Genomic DNA, 16,657 nt, shown 5'->3' on the forward strand with positions numbered 1-16,657 from the left:
CCGCCGGAAGTTAGGGAACCAATCATGAATGTCGGAGATGCCGCTCAGCGTTCCGGCCTGCCGGCCAAGACCATTCGCTACTATGAGGAGATCGGCCTGATCCGTCCCGCACGCGCCGGCAATGGCTACCGCGACTATTCGGGCGACGATATCCACCGGCTGACTTTTCTGCGCCGCGCGCGCAATCTCGGCTTTTCCATCGACGACTGCCGCCAGTTGATGGCGCTGTACCAGGATCGCAGCCGCGCCAGCCATGACGTGCGCGAGATCGCCGCCGCGCATGTGACGGCAATCGAGGAGAAGGTGCGCGAATTACAGTCGATGCGCTCGACCCTGCAGAAGCTGATCCATGCCTGCCACGGTGACGACAGGCCGGACTGCCCGATCCTTGACGATATTGCAGGGGCGTCCTCGCCAGGTGATGAAGTCGTTCCCGCACAGATGTGAAGGTTGCGCGGCTAGCGCTAGCCGTTTTGCACGTTGGGTTTTCCGGCGATCAAGAGGTACCGTCGACACGCTCGGCTATAGCGAATGCCTGCAGGTTCCTTGCCTTGCCGTGGTCTGCTTCGGCGTTGGCGATAATCGAGAAGAACGCCGCACGTGCGATGTCCTTCTTTGACGCATTCGGGTGTTCCTTCCTGGCCGCTTTGATCAATTGCTTGGGTGCCATGTCAGGCGTCACGACCCGCATCAGGGTGTCGGCTACCGCCTGCATCTCCTCCGCGTTCATCATCCACACTCCCTAGAGCCACCCGCATTCGCACCGTATCTCATATTGCTAATGTGTGGAACTTGCGGTGTCCATTTGAGTAGCAAGATTTCACGTAAAAACCACATTTCAGCGCGCTTGGGTGCCTCCCAGAAAACGGGTTCAAACCGTGAACAAAGTCTGGCATGATGCCGCCATGCCAATCATCTCACCGATTCCTCTCAATCCGCTGATCGACGGCCGCCAGTCTGAGCGCGCCATGCTGGTCAGGCGCGGCGTGCAGCGGCTGCTCAGGGAGATGGGCGCGCATGTGCTGCCGGAACTGTCACTGGCGACCGGGCGCCGCGCCGACCTCGTCGCGCTGACCCGCCAGGGCGACATCTGGATCATCGAGATCAAGTCCTCGATCGAGGATTTCAGGATCGACCGCAAATGGCCGGATTATCGCCTGCACTCCGACCGGTTCTTCTTTGCCACTCATCCCGGCGTACCCTCGGAAATTTTTCCGCAGGAATGCGGTTTTATCCTTTCCGACGGCTACGGTGCCGAAATCCTGCGCGATGCGCCCGAGCACCGCATGGCGGCGGCGACGCGCAAGGCGCTGATGCTGAGGATCGCACGGGCCGGCGCAGCGCGGCTGCTGGCGGCTGAACTCGCCGGTGTGGCGGTGCCGGCGCTGGAGGGCGAGAGCGAATAGAGGGTTTCGGATTCCCCTGTAACGTTTGCGCTGCCCCTCATCTGCCTGCCGGCATCTTCTCCCCGTGAACGGGGAGAAGGGACGCTGGCCGCGACCTCGGCACCCGTTCTGCAACGCTGGAGATTGGCGAAATCCTTTGCGAAGGCGTCTTTCTCCCCGTCTCAATACGGGGAGAAATGACCCTCCGCAGCTGCTGCGGAGAACGGGCAGGGCAATGAGGGGCGCGCGACGTTCGGCTACTCTTCGTCCTCGTCCGCCCCATTCGCCGCCGGCGCCATCAGCAGCACGGCGGCGCCGAGGATGGCGGCGATGAAGGAGCCGGCGAGGATGCCGACTTTCACAGCGTCCTGCAGCTCGACATTGCTGGCGAAGGCGAGCAGGCCGATGAACAGGCTCATGGTGAAACCGATGCCGCAGAGCAGCGAAATGCCGACCATATGCAGCCAGCCGGCATTGACGGGCAGATCGGCGAGGCCGAGCCGGATGGCCAGCGCGGAAGAACCGAACACGCCGACCAGCTTGCCGGCGACGAGGCCGGCGGCGACGCCCAGTGTCAGCGGCTCGACCAGGGTGGCTGCGCTGAGGCCGGCGAACGGGACGCCGGCATTGGCAAAGCCGAAGATCGGGACGACGACGAAGGCCACTATTCTGTGCAAGCCGTGCTCGAGCTGGTGCAGCGGGGAATCCTCTGAATCCCGGCTGATGCCCGGGGTGATTTTCAAAGGTATGGTCAGGGCCAGCGCCACGCCGGCGAGCGTGGCATGGACGCCCGATTTCAGCACCAGGACCCATAGGACGACACCAAGCAGGAGATAGGGCAGCAGCGTCAGCACCTTCATGCGGTTGAGCCCGATTAGCAGAGCGATGACCGCGAAGGCAGCGCCGAGATAGGCGAGCGACAGGCCGCTCGTGTAGAACACCGCAATGATGATGACGGCGCCAAGGTCGTCGATGATGGCGAGCGCGGTGAGGAAGACCTTCAGCGACCCCGGCACGCGGCTGCCGAGCAGTGACAGCACGCCAAGCGCAAAGGCGATGTCGGTGGCGGTCGGGATCGCCCAACCGGACAGGGCGGCTGGATTGTCGCGGTTGATGGCGACATAGACAAGCGCCGGCACCAGCATGCCGCCGGCAGCGGCGATGCCGGGCAGGGCGCGGCGGGGCCAGGTCGAGAGCTGGCCGTCCAGCATCTCGCGCTTGATCTCGAGGCCGACCAGCAGGAAGAACACGGCCATCAGGCCGTCATTGATCCAGTGCGATACGCTGAGCGGTCCCAGATAGGCGTGAAGGGCGTCGAAATAGGTTTCGGCCAGCGGCGAATTGGCGACGACCAGCGCCAATGCCGCGGCTGCCATCAGGACGATGCCGCCTGCCGCCTCGCTGGCGACGAATTCGCGAAAAATGGAGATCGGCCGCGGCTTCTGGTCCTGCATGTCGTCTCCGTCGTGTCGGCCGAAAGGGCCGGTGTCGCATCGTGCGATGATGCGCAACCGCCGATGGCAGGGCAAGCCTCTACAGCGCGGCGTATCTTTTGGGCGCGCAAAGGACGCTGTAGCACCTTGATTTGCGCGTGATGCCCGCTATTCGCCGACGCGACCCTTCGGTTCGGTCAGGTGTTAGCGCGGCGCGCGTTTGGCGAGTATCCGCTGCAGCGTGCGGCGATGCATGTTGAGCCGGCGCGCCGTCTCGGAGACGTTGCGGTCGCACATTTCGTAGACGCGCTGGATGTGTTCCCAGCGCACGCGGTCGGCCGACATCGGGTTTTCAGGCGGTGCGGCGCGTTCGCCCGCAGTGCGGGTAAGAGCCGCGAAAACCTCGTCGGCATCGGCCGGTTTCGACAGATAGTCGATGGCTCCCAGCTTCACCGCCGTAACCGCGGTGGCGATGTTGCCATAGCCGGTGAGGATGACGGCGCGGGCGTCGTCGCGCTTCTCGCGGATGGCGGCGACGACGTCGAGGCCGTTGCCGTCGGCGAGCCGCATGTCGACCACCGCGTAGGCTGGCGGATTGGCGCGCGCCTTGGCTACCGCCTCCTCGACACTCTCGGCCGTCTCGACCACGAAACCCCTGCTTTCCATGGCGCGGGCAAGGCGCGTGAGGAACGGCCTGTCGTCGTCGACGATCAGCAGCGAGGTGTCCTCGCCCTCAACCATTGCGCCAATCGTTTCGTCGCCGTTCATCGTCTTCTAAATTCCTGCTGCCCGATTTTTACGCAGATATAGTTTGGCAGCGCTATTGTCCAATTCAAGCCGTGTCAAACATGGTGGCCGAAGCCGATTCAGGATTGAGGAAGACGCTGCGCGGCCACGATATCCGCACGACGGCGCCCTCGCCCGGCTCGTTTGAATTGCGGAAATCGAGCGTGGCGCCCGAGCGCTCAAGCAGGGTTTTGGCGATGAACAGCCCCAGTCCCAGCCCGCCGCCGGCCTCGGTGCCCTGGCGCGTCGACATATAGGGCTCGCCGATGCGATCGATGATCTCGGGAGGAAAGCCCGGCCCATCGTCGGTGATCGAGAAGGTGACCGTGGCCTCGTTCCAGCTCCAGCGCACGGTGACGCTCTTGCGGGCAAAATCGACGGCGTTCTCGACCAGATTGCCGAGGCCGTAGATGACGCCGGGATTGCGCCGTCCCACCGGCTCGGGGCCGATGCGCTCGCCGGGGCGAAGCTTGATCGAGATGCCGAAATCACGGTGCGGGGCCGTCATCTCCTCGACCAGCGAGGTCAGCGGCAGGCGGGAGAGATGCGCCTCGCCCTCGGAGGACAGGCTGGTGAGGCGTTTGAGGATCTCGCGGCAACGCTCGCTCTGCGAGCGTAGCAGCGTCACGTCCTCGCCGTATTTCGGATCGTTGCGGAGCGCCTTCTCCATCTCCTTGGCAACCAGCGTGATGGTGGCGAGCGGCGTGCCGAGCTCATGCGCGGCGGCGGCGGCAAGGCCGTCCAGCGCCGACAAATGCTGCTCGCGCTGCAGCACCAGTTCGGTGGCGGCAAGCGCGTTGGCGAGCAGCCGGGCTTCCTCGGCGACGCGGAAGGCGTAGATCGCGGTGAAGGCGACCGAGGAAAACACCGCCATCCACATGCCGGCGACGTAAATGAACGGCATCTCCAGCGGCGCGCCCTCGTACCAGGGCAGCGGCAGATGGAAGAACACCAGCAGGCTCGCCGCCACCATCACCAGCGCGCCGAGGATGGCGGTCAGGCGCAGCGGCAGCGACGTCGCCGAGATGACCACGGGCACGGTGACCAGCACCGAAAATGGGTTGGTGAGGCCGCCGGTCAGGTAGAGCAGACCGGCAAGCTGCAGGCTGTCGATGGTCAGGATGGCGAAAGCCTGCAACGGGGTCAGCCGATGCGCCGCCGGATACCGGAAGGTCAGCAACAGGTTCATCCAGGCCGAACAGGCGATCAGCGCGAAACAGAGACTCACCGGCAGCGGGAATTTCAGCCCGTAGGCAACGACAAGAACCGCCAGGCTCTGGCCGACAATGGCAAGCCAGCGCAGCCTGATCAGCGTGTTGAGGCGCAGCCGCTGGCTTTGCTGGAAGTCGGGCGCCCGCAGGATGTTTATCATGGCCAAGGATTATAGCCGGAAAAGGATAAAGGCTAGCTCCCCCGCGGTTTGGCGCGGCTGGTGGCGGTGGCGAGAAGCGGGTTCTCCGGCCAGACATGCCGGGGATAGCGACCACGCATCTCGGCCCGCACATCGGCCCAGGAGCCGCGCCAGAAACCGGGCAGGTCACGCGTCGTCTGGATCGGCCGGTGCGCCGGCGACAATAGCTCGAGCGTCAGCGGCACGCTGCCGTTGGCGATTGCCGGATGCCGGTCGAGACCGAACAGCTCCTGGACGCGGATCGCCAGCACCGGCCATTCACCGTCATAGCGGATCGGCACCCGGCTGCCGGACGGAGCGTCGAAATGGGTCGGCGCCAGCGCCTCGATCCGGCGCTGCAGATCGTGCGGCACCAATGCCATCAGGCCCGTCGAAAGCACGCCCGGATCGATCGCGGCAAAGGACGCCGCGCCGGAAAGGAAGGGCAGCAGCCAGTCGTCGAGGCGGTCGATGAGCGCCGCGTCGGAAACATCTGGCCAGGGCACGCCAAGACCGCGATACAGCCAGCCGAGCCGTTGGCGCAGCGTTTCCGCCTCTTTGCCCCATGGCAACAGCGACAGCCCGTGTTGGCGCAAGGCGTCGAGGATGGCGCGATCGGCGGCGGCGCCGGCCGGCGCCGGCAGCATGCGTTCGGACAGGGTGATGGCGCCGAGGCGAACGGTTTCACGCACGCGCACCGCGCGCCGGTCGCGGTCGAAACTGGTTTCGCGGTTTGTCTCGATTTTTTGCGCAAGCGAAGCGCGAATGTCGGCCTCGTCTATCGCCGCCGCTGCGGTAATGCGGGCGTTCTGCGCCTTGCCCTGCAGATCGGCGACGACGAGCCAGGTTTGGCCCGCCAACGGGTCGGCGGCGTCGAGTATGGCGCCCGAACCGTTGGCCAGCACGAAACGGCCGCGCTCGCCGCGCGCCTTGGCGACGCGGTCCGGCCAGGCATGAATGAGGAGAGCGCCGGCGGCGCTACCCTCCCCCTTGAGGGGGTCCGAAGGACGGGCGAGACCCGTGGCTCGCCCCGGCACGTCCATCCGCGAAGCGGAGCGGGGTGGGGTCATGTCGGGCACGCCATCGGCGACCCCACCCCGTCTCCCTCGCTTCGCTGCGCTCGGCTCGCTCGCCGACCCTCCCCTCGAGGGGGAGGGTAAGGCCAGCCGTTCGGCGAGTTGCCGCGCGGCGGTGGCGCGCGGCGATCTTTCGGATCGGAACCGCATCAGCCGCCGTTCGAGGTCGGCGCCTTCGCCGCCCAGGCCACGCTCGGTGAGCAGCACGGCAAGCATGGCCGCCTCGAACGCCTGGCCGGTGCTTGCCGCCTCGGCGACCATGTGAGCCAGCCGTACCGGCAGTGCCAGCCAGCGCATCGCAGCACCCGATTGCGTCAGGCGCCCTGCCTCGTCAATGGCGTCGAGCGCACGAAGCAGCGCCCTTGCCTCACTGAGTGCCGGGGCCGGCGGCGGGTCGAGAAAGGAGAGGCTCGACGGGTCGGCGACACCGAAGGCGGCGCAATCGAGCAGAAGTCCGGAAAGGTCAGCCTCGAGGATTTCCGGCGGCGTGAAGGCGGGAAGTGCCGCAGTCTGCTCGGCCCGCCACAGCCGGACGGCGACGCCCGGCTGCGTGCGGCCAGCGCGGCCGGCGCGCTGGTCGGCGGAGGCTTTGCTGACCCGCACCGTCTCCAGCCGCGTCAGGCCGCTGGCCGGCTCGTAGCGCGGCAGGCGCGACAAGCCGGAATCGATGACGACGCGCACGCCGTCGATGGTAATCGAGGTCTCGGCGATCGAGGTCGCCAGCACCACCTTGCGGCGGCCGGACGGCGCCGGCTTGATGGCGGCGTCCTGCGCCTTGTTATCGAGCATGCCATAGAGCGGCACGATGTCGGTGTCGGCGCTGACGCGGCCTTGCAGCCGCTCGGCAGTGCGTTCGATCTCGCGTTGGCCGGGCAGGAAGGCGAGCACGCTGCCGCTCTCCTCGGCAAGGGCCGCGCGGATCGCCTTGGCCATGGCGTCCTCGATGGCGATGCCGGCCGGCCGCTCGTCGTAGCGGATGTCGACAGGAAAGGCGCGGCCCTCGCTCTCGACCACGGGGGCGCTGGAAAGCAGCCGCGCGACGCGCGCGCCGTCGAGCGTCGCCGACATGACCAGCAATCGCAGATCGGGCCTCAGCGCACCTTGCACATCGAGCGCCAGCGCCAGACCAAAATCGCCGTCGAGCGAGCGCTCGTGGAACTCGTCGAAGAAGACCGCCGAGACATCGTGCAACTCCGGATCGTCGAGGATCATCCGCGACAGCACGCCTTCGGTGACGACGAGGATCCTGGTCCTCGCAGAAGTGCGGTTCTCCATCCGCATGGCATAGCCGACCGTTTCGCCGGGCTGCTCGCCGAGCAGTTCAGCCATGCGGCGGGCGGCAGCGCGGGCAGCGAGCCGGCGCGGCTCGAGCACAATAATCTTCCCCTTGCCGAGCCATGCTGCATCGAGCAACGCCAGCGGCACCAGCGTCGTCTTGCCGGCGCCGGGCGGCGCCACCAGCACGGCACTGTTGCCATGGCCGAGCGCTTCAGCGAGCGCCGGCAGCACGGCGGAGACCGGAAGCTCTGGCAAGGATTTTCTGGTCATTGTTTCAGGGATGTATCCATCCAATCGCGGCAGGTCGGTCGCGCCCCGCATATCAGCGGCGGCGGTCGCCGCGCAACATCAACGGCACAACTCAAGGCGGGGCCACCTCCTCGCCATAGTCAAAGGCGGGAGCCACCGACGATGGCGCGGCCAAGGAGCGACAGGAGGTCTGGATATTTCCTGAGAGAACGGCGCGGCCGGGACCACCGCTCAGATGCATGCAAATTATGCTGCAGCGCAGCGACGAATTCGCTTGCGTTGTTTAGTAAAAATTGCATCACTAAACAAATTACTAAACATCGGACGCTCTACCGCGCGTCGTCATGTTTAGACCCCTGAGGAGGGGGTTGAGGTTTTTGGAACCGTCATCCGGGCGCGTTTCGCAAATGGGAGGAAGGCATGAAATCGACCTTGAAACTGACGTTGGGACTGACCTCGGCGATGTTTGCGTCGACCGCCGTTTCGAACGTCGCGCAGGCGGAAGATCTGACGCTTTGCTGGGCAGCTTGGGACCCGGCCAACGCGCTCGTCGAATTGTCCAAGGATTTTACCAAGGAAACCGGCATCGGCATGAAATTCGAATTCGTGCCGTGGACCAATTATGCTGATCGTTTCCTCAACGAACTTAATTCCAAGGGCAAGCTGTGCGACCTGATCATCGGTGACAGCCAGTGGATCGGCGGCTCGGCCGAGAACGGCCACTACGTCAAGCTGAACGACTTCTTCGACAAGGAGAAGATCAGCATGGACGACTTCGTGCCGGCGACCGTCGTCGGCTACTCCGAATGGCCGAAGAACTCGCCGAATTACTGGGCGTTGCCGGCCATGGGCGATGTCGTCGGCTGGACCTATCGCAAGGACTGGTTCTCCAAGCCGGAACTGCAGAAGGAGTTCAAGGAAAAGTACGGCTGGGATCTCGCAGCGCCGACGACCTTCGACCAGTTGAAGCAGATCGCCGAGTTCTTCCAGAAGCGCGAGGTCGACGGCAAGACAGTCTATGGCGCGTCGATCTACACCGAGCGCGGCTCCGAAGGCATCACCATGGGCGCCATGGACGTGCTCTACAGCTTCGGCTTCAATTATGAAAATCCCGACAAGCCCTACGAGATGGACGGCTTCGTCAACTCCGACAAATCGGCGAACGGCCTGGAGTTCTATAAGGCGCTCTATGACTGCTGCACGCCTCCCGGGGCTTCGAACAGCTACATGGGCGAAGGCGTCGATGCCTTCAAATCCGGCCAGGTGGCGATGCACATGAACTTCGCCTTTACCTGGCCAGGCCTGCAGAAGGACGAAAATGTCGGTGGCGACAGGATTGGTTATTTCGCCAATCCCAAGGGTCCTGACGGCAATCAGTTCGCCCAGCTTGGCGGCCAGGGCATCTCGGTGGTCTCCTATTCGGACAAGCAGGAGGCCGCGCTCAAATACATAAAATGGTTCGCCAACAAGGACGTGCAGGCCAAATGGTGGTCGCTCGGCGGCTTTTCCTGCCTCAACGCGGTCGTCAAGGATCCAGGCTTCCCGGCCAGCCAGCCTTACGCGCAGACCTTCCTCGACTCCATGGCCATCGTGAAGGATTTTTGGGCAGAGCCCAGCTATGCGCCGCTGCTGCAGGCGTCGCAGAAGCGCTTCCATGACTATGTTGTCGCCGGCCAGGGGTCGGCCAAGGATGCACTTGATGGCCTGGTCAAGGACTGGACCGAGGTGTTCCAGGACGATGGCAAGATGTAATTGGGGCAAGACCTAACCGGCTCCTCCCGAGCCACGACCGCGTGTCCCGTGCCACCCTTGGCACGGGACACAGCTCAGATAAATTCCATTGTCGAGACACCCAAGTGACCGAAGCGGGACTGACCATGCTCAATCGGACTGCGGACAGCGTTGCCCGGGCTACGCCTGAGCCGTTGGCCCGCAAGGTCCGAGGCATCAGCGACAAGGGCCTCGCCTGGCTGTTCATCTCACCGACGATCCTGTTGCTGCTCGCCATCAACATCTTCCCGCTGTTCTGGGCGATCTATCTGTCCTTCACCAACTACCGCGCCAATCGTCCCAACGAGGTGGTCAGGAATGTCGGCCTGGCCAATTACAAGCGCATCCTCGGCGACCAGGACATCTGGATCGCCATGCAGACGACGGCGCATTTCGTGTTCTGGACCATCCTGCTGCAGACCCTGATCGGCTTCACGCTGGCCTGGCTGATCGACCGAAAATTTCGCGGCCACGCCTTCTGGACGACCATCATTCTGGTGCCGATGATGCTGTCGCCGGCAGTGGTTGGCAATTTCTGGCGCTTCCTCTACGAGCCACAGATCGGGCTGTTCGCCTACGCCATCTCGTTCGTCACCGGCATCCCGGCAACGCAGATCGGCATGCTCTCCAACGTGTCGCTGGCGCCGTGGTCGATCGTCATCGTCGACACCTGGATGTGGACGCCTTACGTGATGCTGATCTGTCTCGCCGGCCTGCGCTCGATCCCCGAATACATCTACGAGGCAGCCGAGGTCGACCGCGCCTCCAATTGGCGGCAGTTCTGGTCGATCACGCTGCCGATGGCGCTGCCGTTCATCATGCTGGCGGTGCTGTTCCGCGGCATCGAGAATTTTAAGATGTTCGACATGGTCAACCTGCTGACCGGCGGCGGACCGGGATCGACCACCGAGGTCGCTTCGATCACGCTGAAGCGGCAGGCCTTCGAAAGCTGGCGGACCGGCTATTCCTCGGCCTTCGCCATCATCCTATTCGTTGCGGTGTTCGGGCTGGCCAACATCTATGTCAAGGCGCTCAACAAGGTGAAGCAGAGATGAGCCTGACGTCAGCCCATTCTGTCGTCGCACCCTCGGTCACGTCGAAACGCGTCGCCGGCACGATCATCGTGCTTTACGCGCTGATCTCGATCGTGCCGCTGTTGTGGATCTTCGCCACCAGCTTCAAGACGCCGCCGGATTCGATTGCCTATCCGCCCAAGATCCTGTTCCAGCCGAGCCTCGAGGGCTACTGCAATCTGTTCTCGACCCGCACAAGGCAGACACCGGAATACATCAACGCGCTGGGACCGGCGACGGGCATCTGCGATGAGACAGTGCGCAAGCGCAACATGGTGATCGCCGGCGCGTCCAATTTCATGCCGCGCTTCGTCAATTCGCTGATCATCGCCTTCGGCTCGACCTTTTGCGCGGTGTTCCTCGGCACATTGTCGGCCTATGGCTTCTCGCGCTTCAAGGTGCCGCTGGCCGACGACCTTTTGTTCTTCATCCTGTCGACGCGGATGATGCCGCCGATCGCGGTCGCAATTCCCATCTACCTGATGTATCGCGAGCTTGGCCTGTCGGACACCGCGCTCGGCATGATCCTGCTCTATACGGCGGTCAATGTGTCGCTCGCCGTGTGGCTGCTGAAGGGCTTCATCGACGAGATCCCGCGCGAGTACGAAGAAGCAGCGATGATCGACGGATATACGCGGCTGCAGGCCTTCTGGCGGACCGTTCTGCCGCAGGCGACCACCGGCATTGCCGCGACCGCCATCTTCTGCCTGATCTTCGCCTGGAACGAATATGCCTTCGCCGCCCTTTTGACCTCGGGCACCGCGCAGACCGCACCGCCCTTCATCCCGACCATCATCGGCGAAGGCGGCCAGGACTGGCCTGCGGTCGCCGCAGGAACGACGATCTTCCTGGTGCCGATCCTGGTGTTCACCATCCTGCTTCGCAAGCAGTTGCTGCGTGGCATCACCTTCGGCGCGGTGCGCAAATGAGCCTGACCCAACCCGCAAAACGCAAGTCGCGCTGGCCGCGTGCGCTCCGGCGCGGCCTGATGGAGAACGTCGCCACAGCGATCATTGCCATTGGCTTCCTGATGCTGTTCCAGCCGTTCGCGCTGCCGCTCTACACCTATTCCTTCATCACCATGCTGGCCGGCACGGCGATGTTCATCATCGTCTCGAAGTTTCCGGAGTAGACGATGGCGGAGATCAGGGTCGAGCATCTGAGGAAGGCATTCGGCGATTTCGTCGCCGTGCAGGATTCCAACTTTGTCGTTAGAGACGGTGAGTTCTTCGTCATGCTGGGGCCGTCGGGTTGCGGCAAGACGACGACGCTGCGCATGATCGCCGGCCTGGAATTGCCGACAGGCGGCAAGATCCTGCTTGGTGGCGAGGACGTCACCATGCGGCGTGCCCGCGAGCGCGACATCGCCTTCGTCTTCCAGCTGTTCGCGCTCTATCCGCATATGAATGTGCGCAAGAACATCGGCTTCCCGCTGCTGGCGCAAGGCACGCCAGGCATCGAAATCCGCCGGCGCGTCGAAGAGACGGCGAAGCTGTTGCGCATCGACCATCTGCTCAACAAATCGGTCTCCGGTCTTGCCGGCGGCGATCGCCAGCGTGTGGCGCTCGGCCGCGCCATCGTGCGGCGGCCAAAATGCTTCCTGATGGACGAGCCGCTCGGCACGCTCGACACCGAATTCCGCGATCTCATGGTCCATGAGCTGCGTGAACTGCACAACCGCATCCACGCCACCACGGTCTACGTTACGCATGACCAGATGGAAGCGATGTCGATGGCCGACAAGATCGCGGTGATGAACCACGGCATCATCGAGCAGTTCGGTACCCCACGCGAAATCTACGACCGGCCGGCGACCATGTTCGTCGCCGATTTCATTGGCTCGCCGCCGATGAATTTTCTCAGCTTTGGCGGCGGGCTTTCAAAGGGCGCCAGCGAGATTTTGGTGCAGGGCGCCAAGGTGGCGGTGCCGGAGGTGCGCGAGGATATCGCACCGGCCGACATGGCGCTCGGCATCCGGCCCGAGCACATCCGCTTCGACGACGGCTCGAAGCTGCGCGGCTCCATCTATGGCACCGAATATCTCGGCACCACGCAGATCGTCGCGGTGGAGACGTCCGGCGGCATCATCAAGGCGCGGGTGCCGGCCGAAATCCGGCTCAATCCGGGCGACCAGGTCGGCCTTGCGCTGAGCAGCACGCGGCTGTCGCTGTTCGAGAAGGGCTCCGGCCGCGCCGTGCGAACCGCAATCCATGACGCAACCACGGAGGTCCGCCATGGCTGACGTGCACATCAAAGGGGTGACCAAGAGCTTTGGCGAGCATGTCGCGGTGGACACTCTCGATCTGCACGTCGCCGACGGCGAATTCGTCGTGCTGCTCGGCCCGACTGGCGCCGGCAAGACGACGACGCTGCGGCTGATCGCCGGATTGGAACGGCCCGACACGGGCTCGATCCATATCGGCGGCCGCGATGCGACGACGCTGTCGCCGGCCGAGCGCGACACCGCCTTCGTCTTCCAGCAATATTCGCTCTATCCGCATCTGTCGGTCTACGACAATTTGGCCTTTCCGCTGCGCTCGCCGGCGCGGCGGCTGAGCGAGGACGCGGTGCGCCGCCGCGTCGAGGATGTCGCCAGGATGGTGCGCATCCATCACAAGCTGAACAACCGCTCCACCAAACTTTCCGGCGGCGAGATGCAGCGCGTAGCCATCGGTCGCGCTTTGGTGCGCAAGCCTTCGATCTACCTGATGGACGAGCCGCTTTCGTCGCTCGATGCCAAGCTGCGCGCCGACCTCCGGCTCGAGCTGAAGCGCATCCAGGCCGAGGTCGGCGCCACCATGCTTTATGTCACGCACGACCAGATCGAAGCGATGACGATGGCCGATCGCATCGGCATTCTCGCCGACGGCGCGCTGGTGCAGATCGGCACGCCACGCACCATCTACTCGGAGCCGGCAAACCTTCATGTCGCCGCAAGGCTCGGCCAGCCGGCGATCAATCTGCTGCCGACTGGCCTGCTGCCGGATGGCGACATGCCGGCGGAAACCAAAACGATCGGCGCGCGCACAGAACATCTGTCGATCGGCAAGGCATCGAGTGGACCGGCTGACGGCGTTGTCAACTGGGTCGAACATCTGGGTGACCAGAACCACCTGCATGTGACGGTGGGAAGCACAAAGCTGGTGACGCTGACCGACCCCGACACCCAATTGGAAAAGGGCGACAGGGTGATTATCCGCTACCGGGCGCCGCTGTTCTTCGACCAGGCCGGAAACAGGATTGCAAACCGATGAGCCTTGGGTCACCGGAAAAGATTGGGACACTGGACAAGATTGGGACACTGGACAAGATCGGGACGATGGACAAGCTCGACCTGAAGACGCTGATATCAGTCGCCGCCGACACGATTGCCGCTCACGCCGAAGAGCTGACCGCACTCGACCAGGCGATCGGCGACGGCGACCATGGGCTCAACATGAAGCGCGGCTTCGAGGCGGTGCGCGCCGAGGCCGACACGTTCGCGGCAAAGCCGCTGCCGGACGCTCTGAAGGCGATCGGCACCAAGCTGGTGATGACTGTCGGCGGGGCTTCGGGCCCCTTGTTCGGGACGCTGTTCATGGCGCTCGGCAAGGAAATTTCCGCAGAGCCGGATCGCGCCAATCTGATGGCAGCGTTCGGCAAGGCGATCGAGGCGGTGGCAGCCAGGGGCAAGTCGCAGGTCGGGCAGAAGACCATGCTCGACGTGCTGCAGCCGGTGCATGACGCCCTGCTGCAGGGAAAAACCGGATCGGAAATCACTGACGCCGCGGACAGTGCTGCCGATGCCACCGTGCCGATGAAGGCCTTGCGCGGGCGCGCCTCGTTTCTCGGCGACCGCTCCATCGGCCACATGGATGCCGGGGCACGCTCGACCGCGCTTCTGGTGCGGGCTGTCACTGAGACCATCGAGGGGCAAGCATGAGCAATGTCGGCATCGTCATCGTATCGCACTCACCGCTGGTCGCCGAAGGCACGGCCGACATGGTGCGCCAGATGGTCGGCGACGAAGTGCCGCTTGCATGGTGCGGCGGAAACGGCCATGGCGGGCTGGGAACCAATGTCGAAGCGATCATGGCAGCGATCGACAAGGCCTGGTCGGAGGCAGGCGTCGCCATACTTGTCGATCTTGGCGGCGCCGAAACCAACAGCGAGATGGCGGTCGAGATGATCGGCGAGCCGCGCGCGCACAAGATCATCGTCTGCAATGCGCCGATCGTCGAGGGTGCGGTGATGGCGGCGACAGAGGCGTCCGGCGGCGCTTCGCTCAGGGAAGTGGTGGCGACGGCACACGAATTGTCGCCATCGTGAATGAACAGGAATTTTGACTCAATGTCCGCATCCGCAGAAGCCACCGTTCTGATCACCCATGAGGTCGGCCTGCATGCGCGCCCTTCAGTGAAATTCACCAAGCTTGCCAAGACGTTTTCGGCCGAAGTCGAAGTGGCGCTCGCCGCCAACGGGCCTTGGTTCGACGCCAAGAGCATCGTCAAGGTGATGGCGGCCAAGGCGCCGAAAGGCACGGTGCTGCATATCAGAGCCAAGGGCGACAGTGCCGGCGAGGCGGTCGGCGCGCTCGTCGAGCTGGTGCGGCGCGACTTCGACGAGGGCGTGGACCATGCCCGAACCGCTTAAGCTGAAGGGAATCCCGGCTTCGGCCGGCTATGCCGAAGGGCCGCTGTTCAACCTCGACCCGGTTGTCGCGCGCTATAGACGTAAAGCGACCGCAGTTGACGAGAGGCTCGCGCTCCAAACGGCAATCGGCACAGCGACAGGCCGGCTTGCCAAGCTGATCCAGGCGACCGAGGGCGATGCCGCCGACATTCTCGAATTCCAGCTCGCCATGCTGGAGGACGATGCGCTCACCGGCCCGGCCTTTGCAGCGATTGCCGCCGGCCAGCCGGCCGATGCGGCATGGCGGCAGGCGCTCGACGCCGAAATTGTCGGCTACGAAACGTCAGATCAGGATTATTTCCGGGCGCGCGCCGTCGACATGCGCGACATCAGAGACCAGGTGCTGCGCGCGCTGACCGACGACTGCGCGGCTGCCGCGCCGGCAGGCGCCATCTTCTACGGCGAGGACATCGCGCCGACGCGCTTTCTCGAAACCGACTGGAGCGCCGGCGGCGGCATTGCGCTGAAGGCGGGCAGCGCCGCCAGCCACGTCGCCATGCTAGCGCGCTCGCGCGGCGTGCCCATGATCGTGGGGCTTGGGCCAGTTGGGCTTGGGGCTTCGCCGGCTCATCTTGCCGGCGTCGCCCTGCTCGATGCCGAGCATGGCGGCATCGTGTTGGGGCCAACAAGGGCAGAGATCGAGGCGTTCCGGCAATCGTCGTCGTCGTTCGCGGCGCGTCGCGACAGGGCGGAAACTTTCTTGGCCCGGCCGGCGGTGACGAAAGCCGGCACCGCGGTGCGGGTGCAGGTCAACATCGCCGATCCATCCGATGTCGACGGTATCGATGTCTCGACCTGCGACGGCGTCGGGCTGATGCGAACCGAATTTCTGTTTGGCAAGACGCTGCCGGACGAGGAAACGCAGTATCGCGCCTACCGCAAGGTGCTGGAATGGGCCGGGGACAAACCGGTGACCATTCGCACCGTGGATGCCGGCGGCGACAAGCCGGTGCCGGGCTTCACCGTCGAGGACGGCAATCCGTTTCTCGGCCTGCGCGGCATCAGGCTATCGCTGGCGAGGCCGGCGGTTTTTCGGGTGCAAATCAGGGCGCTGCTGCGTGCCGCCTTGCATGGCAATCTCAAGGTGATGTTCCCGATGATCGCCGTGTGGGACGAGTATCAGCGGGCCGCCGTGCTCTTCGCCGAAGAGCAGGCCGCGCTTGCCGCGCGCGGCGTCGCGCAAAAAATGCCGCCGCTCGGCATCATGGTCGAGGTGCCGTCGGTGGCGATCGCACCGGAGGCATTTTCCGAGGTCGCCTTCTTCTCGATCGGCTCGAACGACCTGACCCAGTATGTGATGGCGGCGGCGCGCGACAACGCGTCGGTTGCGCATCTCAATTCAATCAAGCATCCCGCCGTGCTTCGGCTGATCGCCTCGGTTGCGGCGTTCGGCCGCGCGCAAAAGATTCCGGTTAGCCTGTGCGGTGACGCCGGCGGCGATCCGGCGGCGATCCCGGCGCTGATTGAAGCCGGCCTGCGCGACCTTTCCGTGGTTCCCGCCCAGCTCGCAATGGCCAAGGCGGCCATTGCGGACGTCTCGATCTAG

The 16,657-nt window shown here is 64.3% G+C and carries 17 protein-coding genes; 12 read left to right on the top strand and 5 right to left on the bottom strand.

Going from position 1 to position 16,657, the window contains the following annotated elements:
- Positions 1-24: 24 nt before the first annotated feature.
- Positions 25-447: a Cu(I)-responsive transcriptional regulator gene (gene cueR / locus JG739_RS00810; protein WP_202364828.1), complete on the top strand. Its 423-nt coding sequence runs from the start codon at positions 25-27 to the stop codon at positions 445-447.
- A 49-nt stretch (positions 448-496) separates the two neighbouring features.
- On the opposite strand, the gene JG739_RS00815 is transcribed toward cueR, so the two are convergent.
- Entirely contained in the window at positions 497-730 is a 234-nt protein-coding gene (locus JG739_RS00815; protein WP_202367283.1) for a hypothetical protein, read from the bottom strand.
- A gap of 175 nt (positions 731-905) precedes the next feature.
- Here JG739_RS00815 and JG739_RS00820 point away from each other — a divergent pair, with 175 nt between their 5' ends.
- The gene (locus JG739_RS00820) at positions 906-1,406 is read left to right on the top strand and encodes an MmcB family DNA repair protein (protein WP_202364829.1); all 501 of its coding nucleotides are present in this window, start codon (positions 906-908) and stop codon (positions 1,404-1,406) included.
- Between the two features lie 236 nt (positions 1,407-1,642).
- Here the strand turns inward: JG739_RS00820 and nhaA are convergent, their stop codons facing one another.
- The 4 genes from nhaA to hrpB all read right to left on the bottom strand — a co-directional run bounded on the left by nhaA (position 1,643) and on the right by hrpB (position 7,618).
- Positions 1,643-2,839 (bottom strand): Na+/H+ antiporter NhaA, encoded by a 1,197-nt coding sequence (gene nhaA / locus JG739_RS00825; RefSeq protein WP_202364830.1) that lies wholly within the window; start codon positions 2,837-2,839, stop codon positions 1,643-1,645.
- Positions 2,840-3,022: 183 nt separating this feature from the next.
- Entirely contained in the window at positions 3,023-3,586 is a 564-nt protein-coding gene (locus tag JG739_RS00830; protein WP_202364831.1) for an ActR/PrrA/RegA family redox response regulator transcription factor, read from the bottom strand.
- 64 nt (positions 3,587-3,650) lie between these two features.
- Entirely contained in the window at positions 3,651-4,976 is a 1,326-nt protein-coding gene (locus JG739_RS00835) for an ActS/PrrB/RegB family redox-sensitive histidine kinase (protein WP_202367284.1), read from the bottom strand.
- 32 nt (positions 4,977-5,008) lie between these two features.
- Positions 5,009-7,618: an ATP-dependent helicase HrpB gene (gene hrpB / locus JG739_RS00840; RefSeq protein ID WP_202364832.1), complete on the bottom strand. Its 2,610-nt coding sequence runs from the start codon at positions 7,616-7,618 to the stop codon at positions 5,009-5,011.
- A 399-nt stretch (positions 7,619-8,017) separates the two neighbouring features.
- Here hrpB and JG739_RS00845 point away from each other — a divergent pair, with 399 nt between their 5' ends.
- The 10 genes from JG739_RS00845 to ptsP all read left to right on the top strand — a co-directional run bounded on the left by JG739_RS00845 (position 8,018) and on the right by ptsP (position 16,657).
- On the top strand, positions 8,018-9,349 hold the full coding sequence (locus tag JG739_RS00845; RefSeq protein WP_202364833.1) for an ABC transporter substrate-binding protein: 1,332 nt from the start codon (positions 8,018-8,020) through the stop codon (positions 9,347-9,349).
- 125 nt (positions 9,350-9,474) lie between these two features.
- The gene (locus JG739_RS00850; protein ID WP_077377482.1) at positions 9,475-10,422 is read left to right on the top strand and encodes a carbohydrate ABC transporter permease; all 948 of its coding nucleotides are present in this window, start codon (positions 9,475-9,477) and stop codon (positions 10,420-10,422) included.
- Positions 10,419-11,369: a carbohydrate ABC transporter permease gene (locus tag JG739_RS00855; RefSeq protein ID WP_202364834.1), complete on the top strand. Its 951-nt coding sequence runs from the start codon at positions 10,419-10,421 to the stop codon at positions 11,367-11,369. Before JG739_RS00850 ends, JG739_RS00855 begins: the two co-directional genes overlap by 4 nt.
- On the top strand, positions 11,366-11,572 hold the full coding sequence (locus tag JG739_RS00860) for a hypothetical protein (protein WP_202364835.1): 207 nt from the start codon (positions 11,366-11,368) through the stop codon (positions 11,570-11,572). The genes JG739_RS00855 and JG739_RS00860 overlap by 4 nt, the downstream gene beginning before the upstream one ends.
- A 3-nt stretch (positions 11,573-11,575) precedes the next feature.
- Positions 11,576-12,682 carry an ABC transporter ATP-binding protein gene (locus JG739_RS00865; protein ID WP_202364836.1) on the top strand — a complete coding sequence of 369 codons (1,107 nt, stop codon included), beginning with the start codon at positions 11,576-11,578 and terminating at the stop codon, positions 12,680-12,682.
- Positions 12,675-13,694, top strand: coding sequence for an ABC transporter ATP-binding protein (locus JG739_RS00870; RefSeq protein ID WP_202364837.1), 1,020 nt, complete (start codon positions 12,675-12,677; stop codon positions 13,692-13,694). Before JG739_RS00865 ends, JG739_RS00870 begins: the two co-directional genes overlap by 8 nt.
- A 65-nt stretch (positions 13,695-13,759) precedes the next feature.
- Positions 13,760-14,362 carry a dihydroxyacetone kinase subunit DhaL gene (gene dhaL, locus JG739_RS00875; RefSeq protein ID WP_202367285.1) on the top strand — a complete coding sequence of 201 codons (603 nt, stop codon included), beginning with the start codon at positions 13,760-13,762 and terminating at the stop codon, positions 14,360-14,362.
- A complete protein-coding gene (dhaM, locus tag JG739_RS00880) occupies positions 14,359-14,748 on the top strand; it encodes a dihydroxyacetone kinase phosphoryl donor subunit DhaM (RefSeq protein ID WP_202364838.1) in 390 nt (129 codons plus the stop codon). The genes dhaL and dhaM overlap by 4 nt, the downstream gene beginning before the upstream one ends.
- Before the next feature lie 21 nt (positions 14,749-14,769).
- Entirely contained in the window at positions 14,770-15,072 is a 303-nt protein-coding gene (locus tag JG739_RS00885; protein ID WP_202364839.1) for an HPr family phosphocarrier protein, read from the top strand.
- The gene (ptsP, locus tag JG739_RS00890) at positions 15,056-16,657 is read left to right on the top strand and encodes a phosphoenolpyruvate--protein phosphotransferase (protein ID WP_202364840.1); all 1,602 of its coding nucleotides are present in this window, start codon (positions 15,056-15,058) and stop codon (positions 16,655-16,657) included. Before JG739_RS00885 ends, ptsP begins: the two co-directional genes overlap by 17 nt.

Source organism: Mesorhizobium sp. L-2-11 (assembly GCF_016756595.1).
Lineage (GTDB): Bacteria > Pseudomonadota > Alphaproteobacteria > Rhizobiales > Rhizobiaceae > Mesorhizobium.

What these genes read in the sequence shown, in the direction of transcription:
- cueR (WP_202364828.1), top strand. Translation starts at nt 25, where the DNA reads ATGAATGTCGGAGATGCCGCTCAGCGTTCCGGCCTGCCGGCCAAGACC.
- JG739_RS00815 (WP_202367283.1), bottom strand. Translation starts at nt 730, where the DNA reads ATGAACGCGGAGGAGATGCAGGCGGTAGCCGACACCCTGATGCGGGTC.
- JG739_RS00820 (WP_202364829.1), top strand. Translation starts at nt 906, where the DNA reads ATGCCAATCATCTCACCGATTCCTCTCAATCCGCTGATCGACGGCCGC.
- nhaA (WP_202364830.1), bottom strand. Translation starts at nt 2,839, where the DNA reads ATGCAGGACCAGAAGCCGCGGCCGATCTCCATTTTTCGCGAATTCGTC.
- JG739_RS00830 (WP_202364831.1), bottom strand. Translation starts at nt 3,586, where the DNA reads ATGAACGGCGACGAAACGATTGGCGCAATGGTTGAGGGCGAGGACACC.
- JG739_RS00835 (WP_202367284.1), bottom strand. Translation starts at nt 4,976, where the DNA reads ATGATAAACATCCTGCGGGCGCCCGACTTCCAGCAAAGCCAGCGGCTG.
- hrpB (WP_202364832.1), bottom strand. Translation starts at nt 7,618, where the DNA reads ATGACCAGAAAATCCTTGCCAGAGCTTCCGGTCTCCGCCGTGCTGCCG.
- JG739_RS00845 (WP_202364833.1), top strand. Translation starts at nt 8,018, where the DNA reads ATGAAATCGACCTTGAAACTGACGTTGGGACTGACCTCGGCGATGTTT.
- JG739_RS00850 (WP_077377482.1), top strand. Translation starts at nt 9,475, where the DNA reads ATGCTCAATCGGACTGCGGACAGCGTTGCCCGGGCTACGCCTGAGCCG.
- JG739_RS00855 (WP_202364834.1), top strand. Translation starts at nt 10,419, where the DNA reads ATGAGCCTGACGTCAGCCCATTCTGTCGTCGCACCCTCGGTCACGTCG.
- JG739_RS00860 (WP_202364835.1), top strand. Translation starts at nt 11,366, where the DNA reads ATGAGCCTGACCCAACCCGCAAAACGCAAGTCGCGCTGGCCGCGTGCG.
- JG739_RS00865 (WP_202364836.1), top strand. Translation starts at nt 11,576, where the DNA reads ATGGCGGAGATCAGGGTCGAGCATCTGAGGAAGGCATTCGGCGATTTC.
- JG739_RS00870 (WP_202364837.1), top strand. Translation starts at nt 12,675, where the DNA reads ATGGCTGACGTGCACATCAAAGGGGTGACCAAGAGCTTTGGCGAGCAT.
- dhaL (WP_202367285.1), top strand. Translation starts at nt 13,760, where the DNA reads ATGGACAAGCTCGACCTGAAGACGCTGATATCAGTCGCCGCCGACACG.
- dhaM (WP_202364838.1), top strand. Translation starts at nt 14,359, where the DNA reads ATGAGCAATGTCGGCATCGTCATCGTATCGCACTCACCGCTGGTCGCC.
- JG739_RS00885 (WP_202364839.1), top strand. Translation starts at nt 14,770, where the DNA reads ATGTCCGCATCCGCAGAAGCCACCGTTCTGATCACCCATGAGGTCGGC.
- ptsP (WP_202364840.1), top strand. Translation starts at nt 15,056, where the DNA reads ATGCCCGAACCGCTTAAGCTGAAGGGAATCCCGGCTTCGGCCGGCTAT.